Below are 18,611 nucleotides of genomic sequence, written 5' to 3' on the forward strand. Positions count from 1 at the left end.
AGTGGGGCGCGGTTGAATCGCTCATGCTCATCCGATTCGGTTGGATGGTCTGTGATTCAATTTGCGAGCTGAACTCTCGGGTGTTTTGGTCCACTTGTGGGCGAGTTGGGGCCGATTTGAGCGGCGGGCGTGGCGGGAACGAGGGATGTTGTTCCACGCGATGATCAGCGTGATTCGTGGCGAGGGAGATGCGCGAGGGGAGTCCGTTTCGGAATCAAGGGGGACGGGGTAAGGGTCGCCCGATCCCACCCTTCGCCCCTTCGACTGCGCTCAGGGCAGGCTTCAGGGGGCGAAAGGTTGGGCCACCCGCGGGAAACGGTGGATCATGTTCCGAAAACAGAACAAGACCGTTTTTCAGGACGGGTCCGTCGAGCAATGGTGTTACGGTGCATGAAACTTACGGGGACTTTGTGGGCTGCCATGGAGACGTTCGGGCTGCTCACTCGGTCGTCTCTCTTCGGAGCATCGCGAGGTGGTTACCATGAACGCAAAAGCTGAGGCTTCAGCGGGACCAGACATTGAAGTCATATCGGTCGACGAGCTCTCATGGACGGCGAGCGAGGCTGCGACTTCGGTGAACAAAGTTAGATCGTCTGTCGAAAAGCAGGCGCAAGCCGCTGTGAATTGGTACCTTCGGGAAAAGCGACCCAAAGCAATGGCTTCGCGTTTTTTGCGGCTGATGGCAATCGGGCTAGCGACAGCGGGTGGTCTTATACCGCTAATCACTAGCCTGCCGGCTGTGGCCAAGTTGGGGTTAGACAAATGGGGATATGTAGCGTTAGGCGCGGCTGCCGCATGCCTTGCTCTCGATAAGTTTTTCGGCTTTTCGACGGGTTGGGTTCGTTACATATCTACTGCGCAGTCCATTCAGGATGACCTCTATGGTTTCCAAATTGATTGGGCGCGCGCGATGTCGAAGATCGGGGGAGCGAGCCCGACACCAGCTCAGATTGATGAGTTCCTACAGATGGCTAAGGATTTCAGCTCCCGGGTGATGAAAATGGTCAGCCAGGAGACCCAGCAGTGGGTAGTCGAGTTCCAGAGCAACCTCGCTGATCTTGAAAAAACCACGAACGCGCAGCTTCAAGCTTCTCGACCGGGCTCTCTAGTCGTGAATGTTGACAATCCTGGCAATTCAGAACAGCCACTATCGATCAATGTCGACGGAACGGACTACGGAACCATGACTGGGCCCACGTGGTCGATACGGCAGATTGCTCCCGGCCCACACACGGTCGTCGTCACCGGCAAGAAGTCCGGCAAAGAGTTACAGCAGTCCGGCGTCGTTGTCGTGTCTCCTGCGGCCATCGCGAAGCTGGAGCTCCACTTGCCCTGAGCCTCGCTCAGCAGGGTGGAATGCACTACGGAATTCCTCCCCTTCGGCTCGCTGCCCTCGCTCAGGGTCGGAATGACAATCCTAGTGGATTGTGGAGCGCCAAAAACTCGCTACTCCGTCATTTTTGGACTAGAGGAGCAATCGCCGCCTGGGCCTGCTTGATATCGTCGGCATTGCCGTAGAGATCGAAGTTGCCTTGCTTCTTGCTGGCCAGGTGAAGGTTGCCACCGGAGCCGACTTTGGCCTCCTTCAAGGCGCCGGGAGGGAAAGACAAATGCTCGCAGCGGCCCCTCGGGTCCTCGGTTTGCGTGCAATCATAGGTGACCGTGCCATCCGCGGAAACGGACAAAGTCCCTGAGCAGTAATAATCAATAATGTTCCAATTCTGGTCCATGAGGCGGTGGCGATGACGGACGGAAAAGGTCACCTGTCCGGGCGCTGGAGCGGGGGCCGGCGCCTCGCCCTGCTGGGGTTCGGGGGAGGGAGCGGCGGCGGACTCGGCCGGCGGAGCTTGGGCAGCCGCTTGGGCATCGTTCATCGCCTGGATCACAGGATCACTGACTCCGGCTTCTTTCAGCTTCACCAGGGCGTCAACGCTGGTATCGAAGTTGCAAGCCGAAGCCTTGATTTTGCTGATGATGATCGAGTCTGCGAGCTTTACCCTCGCCATCTTCACAACATCGCTGTTGGTGAGCACATCACTGGCAGCTTCGCCCGGTTGCCCGGGTGCCGTCTGGGAGTCGGGAGCTGGTTGCGCTTGCTGGTCGGCGCCGGCGTCAAAGGCGAGGACCTCGGCGATGGTGTCTTCGATCTGGGAGACGCCGGCTTTTTCGAGGTAACCCTTGGCGAACTGGAAGTCGATCTGAGATTTGTAGGGCGACGATTCACTGCCTTTGTTGCAGGAGGCGCACTCGATAATCCGGAATGAGATTCTCTCTCTGCCCAGGTCGACGTCGATCTTTGCGGGATTAACCTTCTGCCCCACCGGGAGAGGCCGGGACGAGTCCTTGAGCGGAGCTGTGCAGGAAGCATCCGGGGGACTGAGTTTGCCGTCCTGGTATTTGGCAGGGCAAGTCTTGCTGCTGGCTAGCACAACCCCAAGAATTCCTTCCTTCTGAATCGTGAGGACCTGGTCCGTTGGGAACTGGGCCTCGAGCTGTTCCTTCAGCGAGGGCGGCTTGGGAGCCTGCGCGAACAACGGCATCGTCGAAACCCAGAGCATTAACAGGGTTAGAGCATGAATTGCGGCAGCGGCTCCCCGCCTCATAAGCATCCTCCTGCAAGGTGCTGAAAGACCCGAGTCAGACCGAGAACGCCGGAGCGGCTTGCCGCCCCGGCGGTGTGCTTAGGTTCCGCCTCCCGTCGGGGTGGAGGAAGAGTTTTGTTTGACGTCTTGCTCGGCGTCGTCGGCGTCTTTCTGCAGACCCTGCAATTGGGCCTGCACGTCCTTGTCCGGCTCGGGCGTGGGCACGTCGGCGGCGGCTGAAGTGCTGGTGTCGGGCGCGGCCGGGAGCCCATTCTTGCCCTGGTTGGCAGCGAGCTGCTGGAGCCCGGCATCGAGCTGCTCGCGGAAGCGGTTGTGCATATCCTGCAAGTCCGCGACCGCAACCGCCGGCTTGGATCCGGTGGCGCAATCGCCTTCTTTACTGCTGGTGACGCGCACCTGGACTTTGTCGTCGCTGCCCGGAGTGTCGTCGATGCGGCTGATCACGTCTCCCGGGGTGAGCGCGCACTCGTCGCCTTCAGGGGTAGCCACATCGAGGTTGCTGGCCACCACGAACACCGTGTGTCCAGGATCAAGAGCCGGCGGCACGGCATCGGTGGGGGTAGCAGGCGAACCTGCCGGTGACGTCCGAGCTGACGCAGCTTTTTCCGCGTCTAGTTGCTGCTTCACTTCCTCGGCGATCATCTGCTTGACTTCGGGAGAGAGCCGCACCTCGTCTGGATTTGCCGGCGCCAGGCGGGCGACTGGCGCCCCACCCTCGCTCTGCTGGGCGTCGAAGGCCATGCGCAGGTTTTCCGCGATGATGAAATCCGTCAGCCAGAGATTGGCTCCCGAATAGAAGGGCGCGGGCGCGAAGTAGTATCCGTAGTAGGGATACCAGGGATCGCCGGCCCATCCCCAGCGGTAATAAACCGGCCTTGCCCACGGGTTGAACGCCCACCCGTAATAAGCCGGGCGGTAGTAACGGTAGGGGGCGTACACGTAATACGGCCGTCCGTGCCAGGAATAGGGGCGATACACAACGGCGCGGTAATGCCCGTGTTCGTAATACGTGCGCATTCTGTAGCCGCGCACGTAATTGCGCTCCATGTGGCCGTAGTTCCGTCCCGCGTAGACCACGCGGCGGCCTCCCGGCAACTCACGAACGACGCGGCGGTCGCCGTGGACCCCGCGATAGACGCGCGCGCCACCGCGGGTCTGGATGGTTCTGACTCTGCCGCTGTGGTCGTACCCAACATTGTGCCCACCGACGAGGCGGTTCGTGCGAATCGGCGTTCGGGCTGCTGTCGTCGTTCGGGGTCCCGTCGTCGTTCGGGGTCCCGTCGTCGTCCGGGGTCCTGTCGTCGTTCGGGGTCCCGTCGTCGTCCGGGTTCCTGTTGGCGTTCGGGGTCCTGTCGTCGTTCGGGGTCCTGTCGTCGTCCGGGGTCCTGTCGTCGTTCGAGATCGTGTCGGCGTTCGGGTTCCTGAGGGCGCTTGCCTTGTGTATGTTCCACCGGTTGCCGGACGTTGTCCCGACATGCCTGAGGGCGGCCGGTTCGTGTTCGTCGCCGGCCGTTGTGGCGCGGGCCTGGCCGCTGGCGCGGGCCTGGCCGCCGGCGCGGGCCTGCTCGGCGGCGGATTTGTTTTCTTGTTGTCCTTTTGCGCACCGGCGAGCACCGGGACCATCAGCAGAACCACTACGCAAATTGTGCCTAGCATCTTATGTCTTAGATTGGCGAAGCTCATCGCACCCTCCTACCACCAGAACTTTTTTTCGCATTTGACTGACAAGGACGTAAGCTGCACATGAATTCCATAAACTTGGCCCGGAGCGTTATTGCTTCGGCGATCGAAGAGCACACGAAAGGCATTCCTGGTCGCCATGCAGGCGGAATTCGCGGACGAGTTCGTCGTCCGAGCGCTCCCGCCGAATTGGCGCTTCTGCTGACATAAACGCGCCCGCCGGCAACTTTCCACAAATTTCTTGGAGTTTCTTTTAGGGGGCCTGAACTCGGGAAACCCAGGGCCGATGGCGAACATGTACGGCCGCTACCAAGTGGAGGAGGCCAGATGGAAGATCTTGTGCAGCCTACATACCTAGAAATAGGTGGCGACACTATACACCCGAAAGTATGCTTTGAAACCTTGTTATGTGGCGGACTTCCCGAAACGAGTCCGGTAACCCTATTTGGGCTTAAGCACTTATAGATATGACTTACCAGCACTTGTGCAACCAACGCAGCGGTAAACTGTAACCCGCTCCCAGTGCTCCCTTCAGTAAGGACTTCCTAGCAGGCTGCTGAAAAACTCAGAACAGCAGGTTCCTCGCGGGCTGAAGCCCGCTCGGAATGACACAATTAAGGGGCTTGTTCGGCGCGGCTCCCTCGGCTCCGCTCGGGACAGGTTCCGCCGCGCCCCTTCAAAACGAGTGTCAATGGAAGATTTTCAACAGCCTGCTAGCCTGATCTCATGACTCAGTGTGGAATTTCCGCGCCCCATTCGTTATGGAGGACAAAAGTGCCGCTTCGGGAGTTCAAAACGCTTGCCGCTGGCGCGTCGGATGGGGAGCGTGCTCCCCATGGCCGAATGATTGGAGCGAACACGAACTGCTGAGCCCGCGGGCAGAGTCCCGCGTTGTCCCGCGTACGGTTACTGCCTACAGCTAGATTTCGTGGCGTTGCTAATCGAAACCGTGACACCTTGGCTTACCGTGCCCCCCGGGCCTTCTGCCTTAAGCAAATACCGGGTGGGTTGCAGAGGGCGCACGACCTTGTAACCCGAGGCAGCACTAACCTGGCCAAGGGCGGGCTCGATGGAAGCACGGGCGGCCCCTTTCACGGTCCAACGCAGAATCACCGCACACGGCTCGCCAGGCGCCGGCACAGCTTCAAAAGCTGCAATCGTCGGTGGGGCAGCAGGTGGCGCCGCATTCAGCGGAATCTGCTTCGGGATTTGCCCTCCCGAATCGCCAGAGGCACGAGTGCCGGCTGGCGATGGCGTTGTCGAGTCAGGCGGCTTGCTGCGCGCGTCCGTCACCGGCGAGGCAACAGGCTGCGGATTTTCCTTTCTGTCTTTCCGCGGCGTTGCGAGCGTCTTTTGTTGTGTCTGGACCTGGTTTACTGGTGCGCTCGGCTCCGGAGAGCCGGGAGCTGTCTTGGTGAACATTGGCCGCGAGTGCCGGTAGTAGATAAGCCCACCCACCACCAGCACGGCAATCAATCCCGTCACCGCGACTCCCAGCGACAGCTTCTTCCGCTTCGACCGGGAACGCGCCGTGGCGGCCGTCGTCTGGGCGGTGCGGAGCTTCTGCGGCAGCTCCGGATTGCCGGCGTCCTCCGTGTACAAGTTATACAGATGGATGCGGACTCCATGCTTGACCTCGGCCTCTCCTAGATCATGCAAGGCCGTCTTCCACGTGCTCACCTGCTCGAGCACATCTCCTACGGATTTAGAGACCAGGATGTGCCCGCCATCGCCGCAGTCCATGACACGTTGCGCGGTGTTGATGCCACCCCCGGCCACGTTGTGAGCGGCATTGATGTCCTCGACTCGATACACGGGCCCGGTATGAATCCCCATGCGCAACTTGATCTCCGGCCAGCGCCGCAGGATGCGGTGCAGTTCCAGCGCGCAGCGCACGGGGGCTTCCACGTCGCCCAGAAAAACCAGCGCCATGCCATCGCCGGTTGGAAGTCGAATGAGCTGATCGCCGGCTTGGGCGCGAGCGAATTCATGGGTTTGGCGGACCGCTTCCTGCAGGTGAAGCAGCGCCTGCTGCTGCTGATCCATAGGAAGGCGGGAATAAGCCACGATGTCGGTGAACAGGACGTGCGCCATCTCCAGAGTGTGGCTGGACCCGGAATCGGATGACGGCACGGCCATGGACGCCAAGGGAAGCGTACCGCTGGCGCCTTTTCGGGCGGGCAATTCAGCCGGCGGTGTTGCCAGCAGCCCGGATTCCGTATCGCGCTTGAGCCGTTGCAGGTCGGCGCGCATCTCCGCCGCACTCTGATACCGCAGATTGCGGTCTTTCTCCAGAGCCTTGTTGATGATGTCTTCCAGCTTGGGCGGCACGTCGTGATTCAACCGAACCACCGCCACCGGGGCGCGGTTCACGATGGCTTCACAGATCATCGCCGGACTTTCCCCGTGAAACGGCAAATCGCCGGTCGCCATCTCGTACAGCACTGCCCCAAAGGAGAACAAGTCGGTACGCGCATCCAGTTCTCTGGCACGTACCTGCTCCGGCGACATATAAGCCACCGTTCCCAGCATGGTGCCGGGACTGGTCAGAGGCTCGGCGTCCACGGAACCCGGCTGTGTGTGACGAGGCCCAAGGTTGCTCGAAGAACCGCCTGTGACCACGACCTTTGCCAGCCCGAAATCAAGCACCTTTGCGTGGCCGCGCTTGGTGACAAAGATGTTGGCGGGCTTGATGTCGCGATGAACGATCCCCTTGGCGTGGGCCGCGTCCAGAGCGTCGGCGATTTCAATCGCCAGACTAAGCAGGACGTCGACCTCGACCGACTTTCCGCCGATACGATGCTTCAGGGTCACGCCCTCCAGATGCTCCATGGCAATGAAGGAATGATCATCGTGCTTGCCGATTTCGTAGATGGTGCAGATGTTGGGGTGGTTCAGGGCGGAAGCGGCGCGTGCTTCGCGGCGGAAACGTTCGAGCGATTGCGGGTCTTGAGCTACGTCCTCGGGCAGGAATTTGAGGGCGACGAAGCGGCCAAGCGCGGTGTCCTCAGCCTTGTAGACCACGCCCATGCCCCCGCCGCCGAGCTTCTCGACGATGCGGTAGTGAGAGATGATCTGGTCGATCATGGGGGCAGAACTCAGGCTGCAATATTAGGCCGAAATCTCCTTCTTGACTTCAAATTCGGCGCCGATCTTACCCACTGGCCGCCACGGTTGCAATGGCCAGCATCAGCATCCGCCATTCGATCGAAGTCTTAGAATTCCGATTTTGCCAACAGAAAATATGCGTTGGACGCAGGCCGGTGGCGTCGGCTACGCTTTGTTCACTGGTTGTAGAGGCCGCGCTCTGATGTGGGGTTGAGCAGCGGTCTGCTGGGGAGAAAGCAGTAGCCAATGAGAAGACGACAACCGCCCGCGCCGCAATGCGGCGCCTCGGAGTATTTTCACCTGGTCGCTGCGGCGGAGCGCTGTGTGCGCAGTGCGCTTGACCGCGAGGAGCTGCCGCCAGTGAATCCCGAGCCCATCGCGGACTGGCTGCACAGCATGTCTGAAAGTCCCAAGAAATAGGGTTGCGCGCGGGAGCGGGCGGGCAGTCCGGCGGGTGTACCAGCCTCTCTCCGGAGTCTGTGTGAGAACTGTGCCGCGCCGCTGGCGCTCACCGTCATTGTCTTCGCATTCCCACCGCTGCCGCGGTGGGCTAACGAATTCCGCGCCTCCGGCGCTGTAGAGCTGGCGCTGGGCTAACGAATTCCGCGCCTCCGGCGCTGTAGAGCTGGCGGTGGGCTAACGAATTCCGCGCCTCCGGCGCTGTAGAGCTGGCGCTGGGCTAACGAATTCCGCCGCTCCGCGGCTGTAGAGCTGGCGCTGGGCTAACGAATTCCGCGCCTCCGGCGCTGTAGAGCTGGCGGTGGGCTAACGAATTCCGCGCCTCCGGCGCTGTAGAGCTGGCCATTTCGACCACTGCTGTCTACGAAATTGAGTTCTCACCCAGACTCTCGAACGCGTGTTTCTTCTCCAAGTCCTGGCGCGCCATCCGTGCCTATTCCTCAATATTTGTGTGCCATCCGTGGAGCGCGAGTGCGAACCGCAGTCGGTGTCCTTCCGTAAGTGTCGCGAGGCGATACTTCGGCTCATCCTAGCAAGCAGCAAGACTAAGCGCCGTAAGCAGGGGGTTCGCGAGGGGCCGTGAATGCGCCTGGGCGCGCGGCACCCGGGGAGGAGGGCACATGGGCCAGGCAACGGGCCAGAGAGTGGACTACGGGCCGGCGCGGTTGCAGCGGTTTCCACTGGAATTGCCGATGCGCTACCGGTACGCGGGGGCGTTCCACTGGTACCGCGGGGTGACGAAGGACATCAGTGCCGGCGGGATGCTGTTCCGCGGGCAGGCGCCGATGGACTTGTTCGCGCCGGTGGAGGTGCGGATGGCACTGCCGCGGCAGATCACGGGCGATGCGGCGGCGACCATGCTGTGCGGCGGATTTATCGCGCGCGTGCCGGAGGCGAAGACCTCGCTGGAGGAGTCCGAGCTGGCGGCGACGTTTACCACCTACCGGCTGCTGACCACCAATGGCCATCGCCGAACCGAGGTAAACCTTGAGGCGAATGCGGTGGAGGCGGCGCGCGACGATCTGATCGAGAAATTCGTGCATGAGTTCCGCAACGCCCTGGAAGTGGTGATCGGGCACGCCGACCTGATCCTGATGAAAGAAGAACTGGACCCGTCGGTGCGCATGTCGGCGATGCGGATCCGCGATGCCGGTGACCGGGCGGCGACGCTGACCAGGGCGCTGGGGGGATGAGAGATCGGGGGATCGGGTGATCTGGTCATCCCCGGACGGGCTCGGACTTCAGTAACTTGCCGGTGGAAGAAGAGAAGGATAACTTCGGCGATAGGCAGGGAACGTCACAGGAGAGCCATGGCGCATTCCGAAATCGCATTCGGGGCAGCGGCAGCGGCATACACGACAATGCGACGCTGGCCGCGGCTGAAGATCCGGGTTCCGGTGACGGTGATCGTGAAGAAACCGAACAAGACGGTGTACATAGACGGCCGGGGAACCGACCTGAATGAGGGCGGAATCGCAGTGTTTGCGGGAGCGGAGTTGGGGATCGGGGAAGAAGTGGAGATCAGCTTTACGCCGCCCTATCGCGGCGAGCCGCTGATCGCGCGCACCATCATCCGCAACCGGCGCGGTTATACCTACGGGATGGAGTTCGTGAAGGGAACCGGGGACGACGCGGCGCGGGTGGATCGCATCCGGCACGTGCTGAAAGCGCTGGGGACGGAAGAAGTGGCGTAAGAGTGCAGATTTTCTTGGGGGAGAAGCTCGGCGAAAGCCGGGTTTTTTTTGTTGGCACGGTAGAATACGTCGCGCATGGAAAGCCAAGACAAACCAGTGTATGTGACCAGGATGGGGCTGCCGCTGAGGATGGAACTGAACTGGCCGGTTCGCCCGTCGCAGTCGGGGGCGGACTTTTACGTGCTGCAGGGCACGGTGTCGCTGTGCTCCGGCGCGCCAGGGAGCGCGGATGTGCACGCGCTGGTCGCATTGCAATTGACGGTGACGGTGCGCGAGGTGCTGCCGTCGCTGGAGCCAAAGGACGTGGAGGCGCCGGCGATCAACACGGTGCGCAAGGCGGTGGACCGCAAGGAAATCGAGTTTCTGAAGACGCCGAAGCGGGCGCCGGTAGCGTTCGGCAGCCGGGCCTACGACTTCAAACGCAACCAGTGGGCGTTCGGCGAGGCGCAGGACGAGGAGAGGGCGTCGCTGCTGCTGCGCAAGGTTTATTGGGCGACCAAGCTGGGCGCGTCGCGGGTGCTAGTTGCGGATGCGGCGGACGCACAGTACCTGGACACCACGCCGGAGCACCTGGTGGCGATGGCGCGGGCGTTGCCGGAGCTGCGGGTTACGGGAGAATACGCTGAGGCCACGCCGGCGCTGATGGCGCGGGGAAGCGAGATGGAAGAGCAGGCGCGGATGGCGCGGGAGGAGTTGGAGAAGAAGCACGCGTTTGAGAGAGGATAGAGCAAAAGCATTGCCGATTGTCGATTGTCGATTGAAAAACTCGCCGCACGTGCATTCCACCGCAACGCGCCCAAAAGCGGGGCGCGTTGGACCTCGCTCAGGATGACACTCAATAGAAATTAGGGAAGAACAGAGATCAGTGGTTTGGTGCGGGGCAGGACCTCGCCGATGAGGGCGGCGGGGATTTTTTTTGCGCGCAGGGCGGCGAGGAGGTCGCCAGCGGAATCGGCGGCGACGGAGATGAGCAGGCCGCCGGCGGTTTGCGGGTCGAAGAGCAGGGTGCGGACGTCTTCGGAGATGGCGGCGTCAAATTCGGCGGCACATTCGGCGAAGTCGCGGTTGTTCTTCAGGCCTCCGGGAATGAAGCCGGCACGGACACAATCGAGCGCGCCGGGGAGAAGGGGAACGGCGGAGGCTCGGAGGCGGAGCGAGACGTCGCTGGCGAGGGCCATTTCGCGGGCGTGTCCGATGAGGCCGAAGCCGGTGATGTCGGTGAGGGAGTCGATGGCCGTTGGTCGATGGTCGATGGCAGAGTCGACGGTCGACGGTCGACGGTCGACGGCGTTGAATTCGGTGATTACTTCAGAAGCGGTCTTGTTCAGCGTGGTCATGGAAACGGTGGCGGCGGAAATCCAGCTTTGCTCGGCTTTGCCCTTCTTAATTGCGGTGGAGATGACGCCGGTGCCCAGGGCCTTGGTGAAGATGAGCTTGTCGCCGGGGCGGGCGCCGGAGTTGGCGAGGACGTGGCCGGGATGGATGGTACCGGTGACGGCGTAGCCGAACTTGAGTTCCTCGTCGCGAATGGAGTGGCCGCCAACGATAGTGCAGTCCGCTTCCACCATCTTGCTGAGACCGCCGGCGAGAATCTGCTCGAGGATGTCGAGATCGCCCTTGTCGGGAAAGCAGACCAGGGTGAGGGCGTTGAGGGGGCGTCCGCCCATGGCGTAGACGTCGCTGAGCGAGTTGGTGGCGGCGATCTGGCCGAAGGTGTAAGGGTCGTCGACGACGGGGGTGAAAAAATCCACGGTCTGGACGAGGGCGAGGTCAGGAGAAATTTTGTACACGCCGGCGTCGTCGGCTTTGTCGAAGCCGACCAGAACGTTGGGGTCCTGTTGCCGGGCTAATCTCCCAAGCACCGCGTCCAGCGCCGCCGGACTCAGCTTGGACGCTCAACCCGCAGCTTTGACGTGTTCGGTAAGGCGGATGGGTTTGGTGTCTGCCATGCAGGAATGATTTAACCACAGAGGACACGGAGGGGGCGGAAAAAGCAAACCACGGATTGCCGCGGATTCTCGCGGATCGGATTTTCTTGTCTTTTCTGATCCGGGTCCATCCGTGTAAATCTGTGGCGGGTTATCCTCTGTGTCCTCTGTGGCTAAGAACGGGCGCGGGTTTTGATGCGGATGGGGGTGCCGACGAAGCCGAAGGCGCGGCGAAGCTGGTTCTCCAGGAAACGTTCGAAGGAGAAGTGGAGCTTGACGGCGCGGTCGGTGAAGAGCACGAAGGTCGGGGGCGAGGCGCTGGCCTGGGTCATATACAGGATTTTGACGCGGCGGGAGTGGGGGACGGAGGCACGGTCAAAATCAACGCTCTGCACGAAGCGGTTGATGGCGGCGGTGGGAATGCGCTTGCGGCGCTCGGCGGAGACCTGGGCGACGAGTTCGAAAATTTTGTCCACGTCTTTGCCGGACTTGGCGGAGACGAAGACCACGGGGGCGTAGTCGAGGAACTTGAGTTGCTGGCGGAGTTCTTCCTCGTAGAGACGGCGGTCGGCGGGCTTGTGACCGTTGCCGCTGCCGGCGCGGGCGGCGATGCGGGCATTCATGCTGCCGCGGTGAAATTTGACGCCGCCGTGGTGGCGCGTGGTGGCGCGGCGGGTCGCCTCATCTTCTTTTCTCTTGGCGATCAGGTCCCACTTGTTGACCACGATGATGACGGAGCGTCCGCTCTCGTGGGCGTAGCCGGCGATATTGGCATCGAGCGCGGCGACGCCCTCGGCAGCATCAATGACAAGCAGGGCGATGTCGGCTTGCTCGAGATGCTGGCGCGCCATCACGACGGAAAGTTTTTCCGCGACCAGGCTGGTCTTGCCCTTGCGGCGGATGCCGGCGGTGTCAATGAAGCGGTAAGCGTGGCCGCCGCGTTCCACCAGTTCGTCCACCGCGTCGCGGGTGGTGCCGGGAGTGGGGGAGACGATGGCGCGGTCGGTGGAGGTGAGCGCGTTGAGCAGGGTGGACTTGCCGACGTTGGGGTGTCCGATGATGGCGACGCGGGTCTCGCGCTGTGCACGCGCGTCCTCCGAGCGACCACCTTCGTCCACGGGTTCGGCGGGCTGGCCTTCGATGGCGGTGTCTTCTGTGTGGGGGCGGGTCTCTGACCCGCCATCCCGGGGAGGAGACCCGGGCCACACGGTCTCGGGGATGGCTTGCATGACAGCGTCGAGCAGGTCGGCGACGTTGAGGCCGTGCTCGGCGGAAATGGGGAAGAGGTTGCGGATGCCGAGGCTGCGGAATTCTTCGGCATAGGGCTCGAGCTTGGGCGTGTCCACCTTGTTGACGGCGAGGAACAACGGCTTGCCGCCGCGGATGAGCAGGCGGGCGAGTTCGATGTCGGGGGCGGTGAGTTCGGAGCGGCCGTCCACGACCATGACGATGGCGTCGGCTTCGTCGAGGGCAACGCGGGCCTGGCGAAAAATCTCCGCCGGGATGTGTTCCTTGTCATCGGGAATGATGCCGCCGGTGTCGATGACGCGGAGGCGGCGTCCGCTCCACTCGGTTTCGCCGTAGAGACGGTCGCGGGTGATGCCGGGCTCGTCGGTCACGATAGCGCGGCGGCGTCCGATGAGCTTGTTAAACAGCGTGGACTTGCCGACGTTGGGGCGGCCAACGATGGCCAGGGTGGATACGTGAGTCGCGGATTGGGAGGAATTGGACACGGATTTGTAATTTGTAATTGGTAATTTGTAATTGCTGGTGGAAATCCCCACCCTATCTCGCCCCTTCGGTTGCGTTCAGGACAGGCTTCACCGGGCGAGATAAGGGTGGGGCAACCGCCGCAAAAGTACCAATTACAAATTGCAAATTACAAATGCCCTAACAGCTATTATAAGGATTCCGTTCTCTTGACCTGTGTCCACATCTTCCCAACCCGCACAAACCGCTGCTTCGGGCTCGCTATACAGCTTTTTTGCGCCCGGCGGGCTGCTGTCGAAGACGCATCCGGCGTACGAGTTCCGCCGCGGGCAGTTGCAGATGGCGGAAGAGGTGGCCAAGGCGCTGGAGGAACGGCGTCACCTGATTGTCGAGGCCGGGACGGGCACCGGCAAAACGCTGGCGTACCTGCTGCCGGTGATCCGCTCGGGCAAGCGCGTCATTATTTCTACCGGCACGAAGACCCTCCAGGAACAGCTCTTCTATAAAGATGTTCCGTTTCTCGCACAGCACATTGGCCAACTCAAAGTCTGCTACATGAAGGGGCGGAACAATTACCTGTGCCGCAAAAAGCTCTACGACCTGACCGACCAGCCGGTGCTGAGCGGGCTGGAGGAGATCGAGCAATACCGGGCGATCGCGGAGTGGGAGAAGACGACGCCGACGGGCGACCGCTCGGAGCTGGTGAAGATTGCGGAATCGAGCCAGTTGTGGCCGAAGCTGGATGCGCGCGCGGAGGCGTGCATCGGGCAGAAATGCCAGCAGTTCGACCGCTGCTTCATCACCGAGATGCATCGCAAGGCGGCGGAGAGCGACATCATCATCGTCAATCACCATCTGTTTTTCGCCGACCTGGCGATCAAGATGGCGACCGAGGGCGAAGCGGATGCCGGCATCCTGCCGGATTGCGCGGCGGTGATCTTCGACGAGGCGCATGAGCTGGAGGACGTGGCCGCGAACTATTTCGGGGTGAGCGTGAGCACGCCGCGGTTCGAGGAGCTGGCGCGCGACGTGGACGGGACGTTGCAGAAGGCGCAACTGGCGTCGGGGAAGCTGTTGCAGGCCACGGCGGGAGTTCGCGAGCACGCGCAGAGATTTTTCGCGCTGCTGCCGGCGGGAGAGGGAAGGTTTGCGTTTGAGAACCGGCCCGAGTTCCTGGAAGAGAACGGGGACGAGTACCAGGCTGTGATGCGGGCGCTGGGCAGGTTGCAGGCGGAGCTGCAAGCGGTGAAGAACAAGCCCGACGAGCTGCACATGCTGGCGCGGCGGGCGCAGGAATTGCAGGTGCAACTCGGGTTCGTGATGGAGAACCAGGACAAGAACACGGTGTTCTGGATCGAGCGGAGGGGTGCAGGTTTCTCGACGCGGAGCCGCAAGGAAAAATCCCCACCCTATCGCCTCCAAACCCGGGAGGCGATAAGGGTGGGGCAACCGCGTGCACGAGCCACGCAAGGTCGGCAGCATGTCTTCCTGCAAGCGACGCCGATTGATGTGTCGCAAATCCTGCGCCAGTACCTGTTCGACAAGCTGGAAACGTCGGTGCTGACCTCGGCAACGCTGGCGGTGAGCAACGGGTTCGAATACACGCGCAAGCGGCTGGGGCTGGAGCACGCGCGCGAGCTGGTGGTGCCGTCGCACTTCGATTACGAGTCGCAAGCCATGCTGTACATCCCGCCGGACCTGCCCGATCCGCGCGTGCCGGAGTTCACGGCGAAAGCGGCGGAGCGCATCCGGCGTCTGCTGGAGATCACGCAGGGGCGCGCCTTCTGCCTGTTCACCAGCTACGCGCAGATGCACGAAATCCATGACCGGCTGCTGGGCGAACTGGCGTACCCGGTGATGATCCAGGGGCAGGCGCCGAAGAACGCGCTGCTGGAGGAGTTCCGCAGTACGCCGAACGCGGTGCTGTTCGCGACGGCATCGTTCTGGCAGGGCGTGGACGTGCAAGGCGAGCAGTTGAGCTGCGTGATCATCGACCGGCTGCCGTTCGCGGTGCCGAACGATCCGGTGGTGGCGGCGCGCATCCGGGCGATTGATGCGGCGGGCGGAAACGCGTTTTTCGATTACCAGGTGCCGGCGGCGGTGATCACGCTGAAGCAGGGATTCGGGCGGCTGATCCGCTCGCTCGACGACCGCGGCCTGCTGGCATTGATGGATAACCGGATATTGAAGAAGCAGTACGGCAAGGTATTCCTGGAGAGTCTGCCGAAATATCGCAGGACGACACAGATGGCGGACGTGGAGAAATTCTTTGGAGTGGAATAGGAACTCACCACGGAGACACCCCTCGGCTGCGCTCGGGGCAGGCTCCGGCACGGAGAAAGAAATGCGCAGATCCTTCAGTCCGGTCATAGTGACACTCGTCGTGGCCCTGCTTTTCACGTCGAGCGCCGCGTTAGCGCAGAACGCGGCCGAGGCAGGAAAATCCGCTATCCGTGCGCTGCTCGCCCAGCAGGTGGATGCGTGGAACCGCGGCGACCTGGAGGGATTCATGGCGGGGTACTGGAAGTCGCCGGAGTTGTCGTTCATCTCCGGCACCACCGAGACGCGCGGGTGGCAGCCGACGCTGGAGCGCTATCGGAAGAAATATCAGGGTGAAGGAAAGGAAATGGGGAAACTGGATTTCTTCGATCTGCGCGTGGAAATGCTTGCGCCTGACGCCGCATTCGTGCGCGGGCATTGGCGCTTGAAGATGAAGAATGGGGAGGAGCCGGGCGGGATGTTTACGCTTATACTTCGCAAGTTTCCCGGTGGGTGGCAGATCATTCACGATCACACCTCGTGAGGAGAGAAGTGAGAAGTAAGAATTAAGAAGTCAGAATGAGGAATTCGTCAAATTCTGTTCTGACTTCTTACTTCTGACTTCTTACTTCTTCATTCGCCACTCGCCAGCGTGATACAAAGCGTTTGATGTCCTCTGGCCCCACCCCCGCGCCCGTTCCTGACACCGAGACCGCAGACGCCGCAGCAGGGCGAAGGCGCGAGTACGTGGTCGTGCTGGGATCGCCGGTGGGAATTCCCCAGATCATTGCAGGAGCGCTACTGGCTGCATTCTTGGCGCAATGCTTGTGGCTGGCGGTGCACTCTCCGATGCGCGAGATGGAGCTGGCGCAAATCGAGCGCGGGCAAACGCTGTTTCACCAGCACGTGTTCGCGGCGGAAGCGGCGCGCTCGCCGATCATTCCGGTACTGGCGGCGGCGCCGTTGATTGGATCAGGGATCAGGATCGGGGAGGGGTTAGACAATCACGGGTCGGAGACCCGTGCCACACAGACCCGTGCCACACAGAACCGTGCCACACGGTTTCCGGGGGCAACACCGTTCTTCTATCCGCATCCGCGGTCGTGGCGGTGGCGCGCGCGCCTGCCGTTCATCGCCATCGGCGTGCTGCTGGGAGCGTCGCTGTGGTACGTGGCGCGGCGGCTGTACGGCAATGCGGGCGGATACATTGCGCTCGCGCTGTACGCTTTTTCGCCGGCGATCATCATGCGGGCGGCAGCGATCCAACCGGCGATCGTGGCGGCGTGGGGGGCGTTCGGCATGGTGTTTACGGCGATTGCCGTGTCGCACACGCTGTACGCGCCGCGCGAGGTGGTGCTCTGGAACTGGAAACGGATCGGGCTGCTGGGGCTGGCGATGGCGCTGGCGGTGGGATCGCACCTGGCGCTGGCCGCGGTAGCACTGCTGGCGCTGGGGTTCATGCTGTACCTGGTACCGGAGCGAACAGGGGCAGCAGGGGCGATTGTGGCGGTGGCGTGCGCGGTGGCGTTGGTCCTGCTCCTGGCCGCTTATGGCTTTGACGTGCCCGCCATGGCGGCTGCGGTACGCGGGTTGCGGGCGGCCGACTTCGCGCCGCGGCTGCTCGGGCGCAAGCTGACCTACAACTTGCTGGCGGTGTTCTTCCTGCGCATGCCGGGCGTGCTGGCGGCGCTGGCAGTAGCGTTGATCGGGTACGCGGTATGGAAACGTCCGCGGTTCTTCGGGGTGACGGCGCCGCTGGTGTCGTTCGGCGTGTTGATCGTGCTGGGAATCACCATGCCGCATCTGGGCGGCTACGATCTGTTTGTCGCGTCGCTGCCGTTCGCCTTCGTGTTCATCGCCGGGGTCTTTGCCGACCTGCTGGAAACCTCGTATGGGAGCCTGGTGACAGGCATCCTGACCGGGATCCTGGCGGCGCACGCGGCGTTCAGCGTGGCGGGGCTGGCGAGGATTTCGTAATTTGGCAATTGGGTAACTTGGTAATTTGAACCCGGACGACGCGATCCGAATGCACGACCGGGAAATTACCAGATTGCCAAATTACCAATCTTCGCAACTCCCCGCTCCCATGCGGGTTTTCAAGAGTAAGGGCCGGGTCATCGGGGCGGCGGTGGGCCTCCTGTTTCGAGACTGCCGCTCCGGTGGCCTGTATGAGTCGGGAGACCCGAGACGACCCACATCTGCCAAAGACGGGCAGATGTGGGGCACCATACGAGTTTGAGTTGTGAGTGAGAGTAATCGGGTTCCGATTTGATACGGAACATTGGGATGAATCGGAGCCAGCGCGTGCAGCAGCGAAGTAACGGGACTATGCTAGGCATATGAAACGGGCATGGTACATAGCGGCAGTGGTCGTGCTGGTGCTGGTGTTGCCGGCGATGGGGCAGATTCGGGGAGCACCGGCGTCGGTGACTTCGATGGCGCCGGGGCGGAGCTATAATCCCGGACCTCCGGCGAGCGTGACCTCGCTGGGCCCGAACGGCTACTCGACACCGTGTTCCGGCTGCACGCAGAACCGGTTTACCAGCGGGTTTTACTTTCCCGGCGCGTACAATGGCGGGCCGGCGAACCTGCGCCCGAAGCGGCATCGAAATAACAACGCGGGCGCCTATTACCCGATTTACGTGCCTTACGCGTACCCGGTGGCGGTGGCAGCCGAACCTGAGCCGGAGGCGGAAGCGGAACCCGATCCGCCCGCGCCCACGATCTTCGAACATCGCGCCACCAGCGAGCGTGTGCACGATTCGTCGCACTACGCGAACCCGCCGACAGTCGCGGATGATCAGTCTCCGGCAGATGCACGGGAGCAGATACCGGTGGTGCTGGTGTACCTCGACGGCCACGAGCAAGAGGTCAAGAACTATGCCATCGTGGGGCCAACGCTGTACGACCTGGGCGCGTTTGTGGCGCACAAGATTCCGCTGGCGGAGCTGAATTTGAAGGCGACGATCAAGGCGAATGACGATCGCGGGGTGGAGTTTAGCGTGCCGTCGTGGGTGAAGATGGAGTAGGCGTGCTTACGGAAAATCCCCACCCTATGTCGCCACCTGGGTCCGCTTCGGGGCAGGCTTCCGCAGGCGACATAAGGGTGGGGCAACCGCGCTCAATTCTGCTATAATGAGTCGTGCTCTTCTTGGGCGTAACTTCCTGCA

At 62.0% G+C, this 18,611-nt stretch carries 14 protein-coding genes; 9 read left to right on the plus strand and 5 right to left on the minus strand.

Features of this window, described 5'->3' with window-relative positions:
• Positions 1–481: 481 nt before the first annotated feature.
• Entirely contained in the window at positions 482–1,336 is an 855-nt protein-coding gene (locus tag LAN70_12420) for an SLATT domain-containing protein (GenBank protein MBZ5511960.1), read from the plus strand.
• A 118-nt stretch (positions 1,337–1,454) separates the two neighbouring features.
• On the opposite strand, the gene LAN70_12425 is transcribed toward LAN70_12420, so the two are convergent.
• The 3 genes from LAN70_12425 to LAN70_12435 all read right to left on the minus strand — a co-directional run bounded on the left by LAN70_12425 (position 1,455) and on the right by LAN70_12435 (position 7,370).
• The gene (locus LAN70_12425) at positions 1,455–2,540 is read right to left on the minus strand and encodes a hypothetical protein (protein ID MBZ5511961.1); all 1,086 of its coding nucleotides are present in this window, start codon (positions 2,538–2,540) and stop codon (positions 1,455–1,457) included.
• Between the two features lie 141 nt (positions 2,541–2,681).
• Complete coding sequence (locus LAN70_12430) at positions 2,682–3,680, minus strand: hypothetical protein (GenBank protein ID MBZ5511962.1); 999 nt, start codon at positions 3,678–3,680, stop codon at positions 2,682–2,684.
• A 1,509-nt stretch (positions 3,681–5,189) separates the two neighbouring features.
• Positions 5,190–7,370, minus strand: coding sequence for a protein kinase (locus LAN70_12435; GenBank protein MBZ5511963.1), 2,181 nt, complete (start codon positions 7,368–7,370; stop codon positions 5,190–5,192).
• 267 nt (positions 7,371–7,637) lie between these two features.
• Here LAN70_12435 and LAN70_12440 point away from each other — a divergent pair, with 267 nt between their 5' ends.
• The 4 genes from LAN70_12440 (at position 7,638) to LAN70_12455 (ending at position 10,270) form a co-directional block, all read left to right on the plus strand.
• Complete coding sequence (locus LAN70_12440) at positions 7,638–7,811, plus strand: hypothetical protein (protein ID MBZ5511964.1); 174 nt, start codon at positions 7,638–7,640, stop codon at positions 7,809–7,811.
• Positions 7,812–8,470: 659 nt separating this feature from the next.
• On the plus strand, positions 8,471–9,043 hold the full coding sequence (locus LAN70_12445) for a PilZ domain-containing protein (GenBank protein MBZ5511965.1): 573 nt from the start codon (positions 8,471–8,473) through the stop codon (positions 9,041–9,043).
• Positions 9,044–9,160: 117 nt separating this feature from the next.
• Positions 9,161–9,544, plus strand: a complete 384-nt coding sequence (locus LAN70_12450; protein ID MBZ5511966.1) for a PilZ domain-containing protein — start codon at positions 9,161–9,163, stop codon at positions 9,542–9,544.
• A 75-nt stretch (positions 9,545–9,619) separates the two neighbouring features.
• Positions 9,620–10,270, plus strand: a complete 651-nt coding sequence (locus LAN70_12455) for a hypothetical protein (GenBank protein ID MBZ5511967.1) — start codon at positions 9,620–9,622, stop codon at positions 10,268–10,270.
• A gap of 119 nt (positions 10,271–10,389) precedes the next feature.
• On the opposite strand, the gene selD is transcribed toward LAN70_12455, so the two are convergent.
• Together selD and der are read right to left on the minus strand one after the other, a co-directional pair.
• Positions 10,390–11,493, minus strand: a complete 1,104-nt coding sequence (selD, locus tag LAN70_12460; protein MBZ5511968.1) for a selenide, water dikinase SelD — start codon at positions 11,491–11,493, stop codon at positions 10,390–10,392.
• 152 nt (positions 11,494–11,645) lie between these two features.
• Positions 11,646–13,256: a ribosome biogenesis GTPase Der gene (gene der, locus LAN70_12465; GenBank protein MBZ5511969.1), complete on the minus strand. Its 1,611-nt coding sequence runs from the start codon at positions 13,254–13,256 to the stop codon at positions 11,646–11,648.
• 142 nt (positions 13,257–13,398) lie between these two features.
• Here der and LAN70_12470 point away from each other — a divergent pair, with 142 nt between their 5' ends.
• The 4 genes from LAN70_12470 to LAN70_12485 all read left to right on the plus strand — a co-directional run bounded on the left by LAN70_12470 (position 13,399) and on the right by LAN70_12485 (position 18,470).
• Complete coding sequence (locus LAN70_12470; GenBank protein MBZ5511970.1) at positions 13,399–15,465, plus strand: ATP-dependent DNA helicase; 2,067 nt, start codon at positions 13,399–13,401, stop codon at positions 15,463–15,465.
• 61 nt (positions 15,466–15,526) lie between these two features.
• Positions 15,527–15,985 carry a nuclear transport factor 2 family protein gene (locus tag LAN70_12475; protein MBZ5511971.1) on the plus strand — a complete coding sequence of 153 codons (459 nt, stop codon included), beginning with the start codon at positions 15,527–15,529 and terminating at the stop codon, positions 15,983–15,985.
• Between the two features lie 125 nt (positions 15,986–16,110).
• Positions 16,111–17,418, plus strand: a complete 1,308-nt coding sequence (locus tag LAN70_12480; GenBank protein MBZ5511972.1) for a hypothetical protein — start codon at positions 16,111–16,113, stop codon at positions 17,416–17,418.
• A 362-nt stretch (positions 17,419–17,780) separates the two neighbouring features.
• Positions 17,781–18,470 carry a hypothetical protein gene (locus LAN70_12485; protein ID MBZ5511973.1) on the plus strand — a complete coding sequence of 230 codons (690 nt, stop codon included), beginning with the start codon at positions 17,781–17,783 and terminating at the stop codon, positions 18,468–18,470.
• The last annotated feature ends 141 nt before the right edge of the window (positions 18,471–18,611 follow it).

Source organism: Terriglobia bacterium, from assembly GCA_020072845.1.
Taxonomy (GTDB): Bacteria; Acidobacteriota; Terriglobia; order Terriglobales; family Acidobacteriaceae; genus JAIQGF01.

Coding starts and splice junctions, on each gene's coding strand:
- LAN70_12420 (MBZ5511960.1), top strand. CDS start 482: ATGAACGCAAAAGCTGAGGCTTCAGCGGGACCAGACATTGAAGTCATA.
- LAN70_12425 (MBZ5511961.1), bottom strand. CDS start 2,540: ATGCCGTTGTTCGCGCAGGCTCCCAAGCCGCCCTCGCTGAAGGAACAG.
- LAN70_12435 (MBZ5511963.1), bottom strand. CDS start 7,370: ATGATCGACCAGATCATCTCTCACTACCGCATCGTCGAGAAGCTCGGC.
- LAN70_12440 (MBZ5511964.1), top strand. CDS start 7,638: ATGAGAAGACGACAACCGCCCGCGCCGCAATGCGGCGCCTCGGAGTAT.
- LAN70_12445 (MBZ5511965.1), top strand. CDS start 8,471: ATGGGCCAGGCAACGGGCCAGAGAGTGGACTACGGGCCGGCGCGGTTG.
- LAN70_12450 (MBZ5511966.1), top strand. CDS start 9,161: ATGGCGCATTCCGAAATCGCATTCGGGGCAGCGGCAGCGGCATACACG.
- LAN70_12455 (MBZ5511967.1), top strand. CDS start 9,620: ATGGAAAGCCAAGACAAACCAGTGTATGTGACCAGGATGGGGCTGCCG.
- LAN70_12475 (MBZ5511971.1), top strand. CDS start 15,527: ATGCGCAGATCCTTCAGTCCGGTCATAGTGACACTCGTCGTGGCCCTG.
- LAN70_12480 (MBZ5511972.1), top strand. CDS start 16,111: ATGTCCTCTGGCCCCACCCCCGCGCCCGTTCCTGACACCGAGACCGCA.
- LAN70_12485 (MBZ5511973.1), top strand. CDS start 17,781: ATGAAACGGGCATGGTACATAGCGGCAGTGGTCGTGCTGGTGCTGGTG.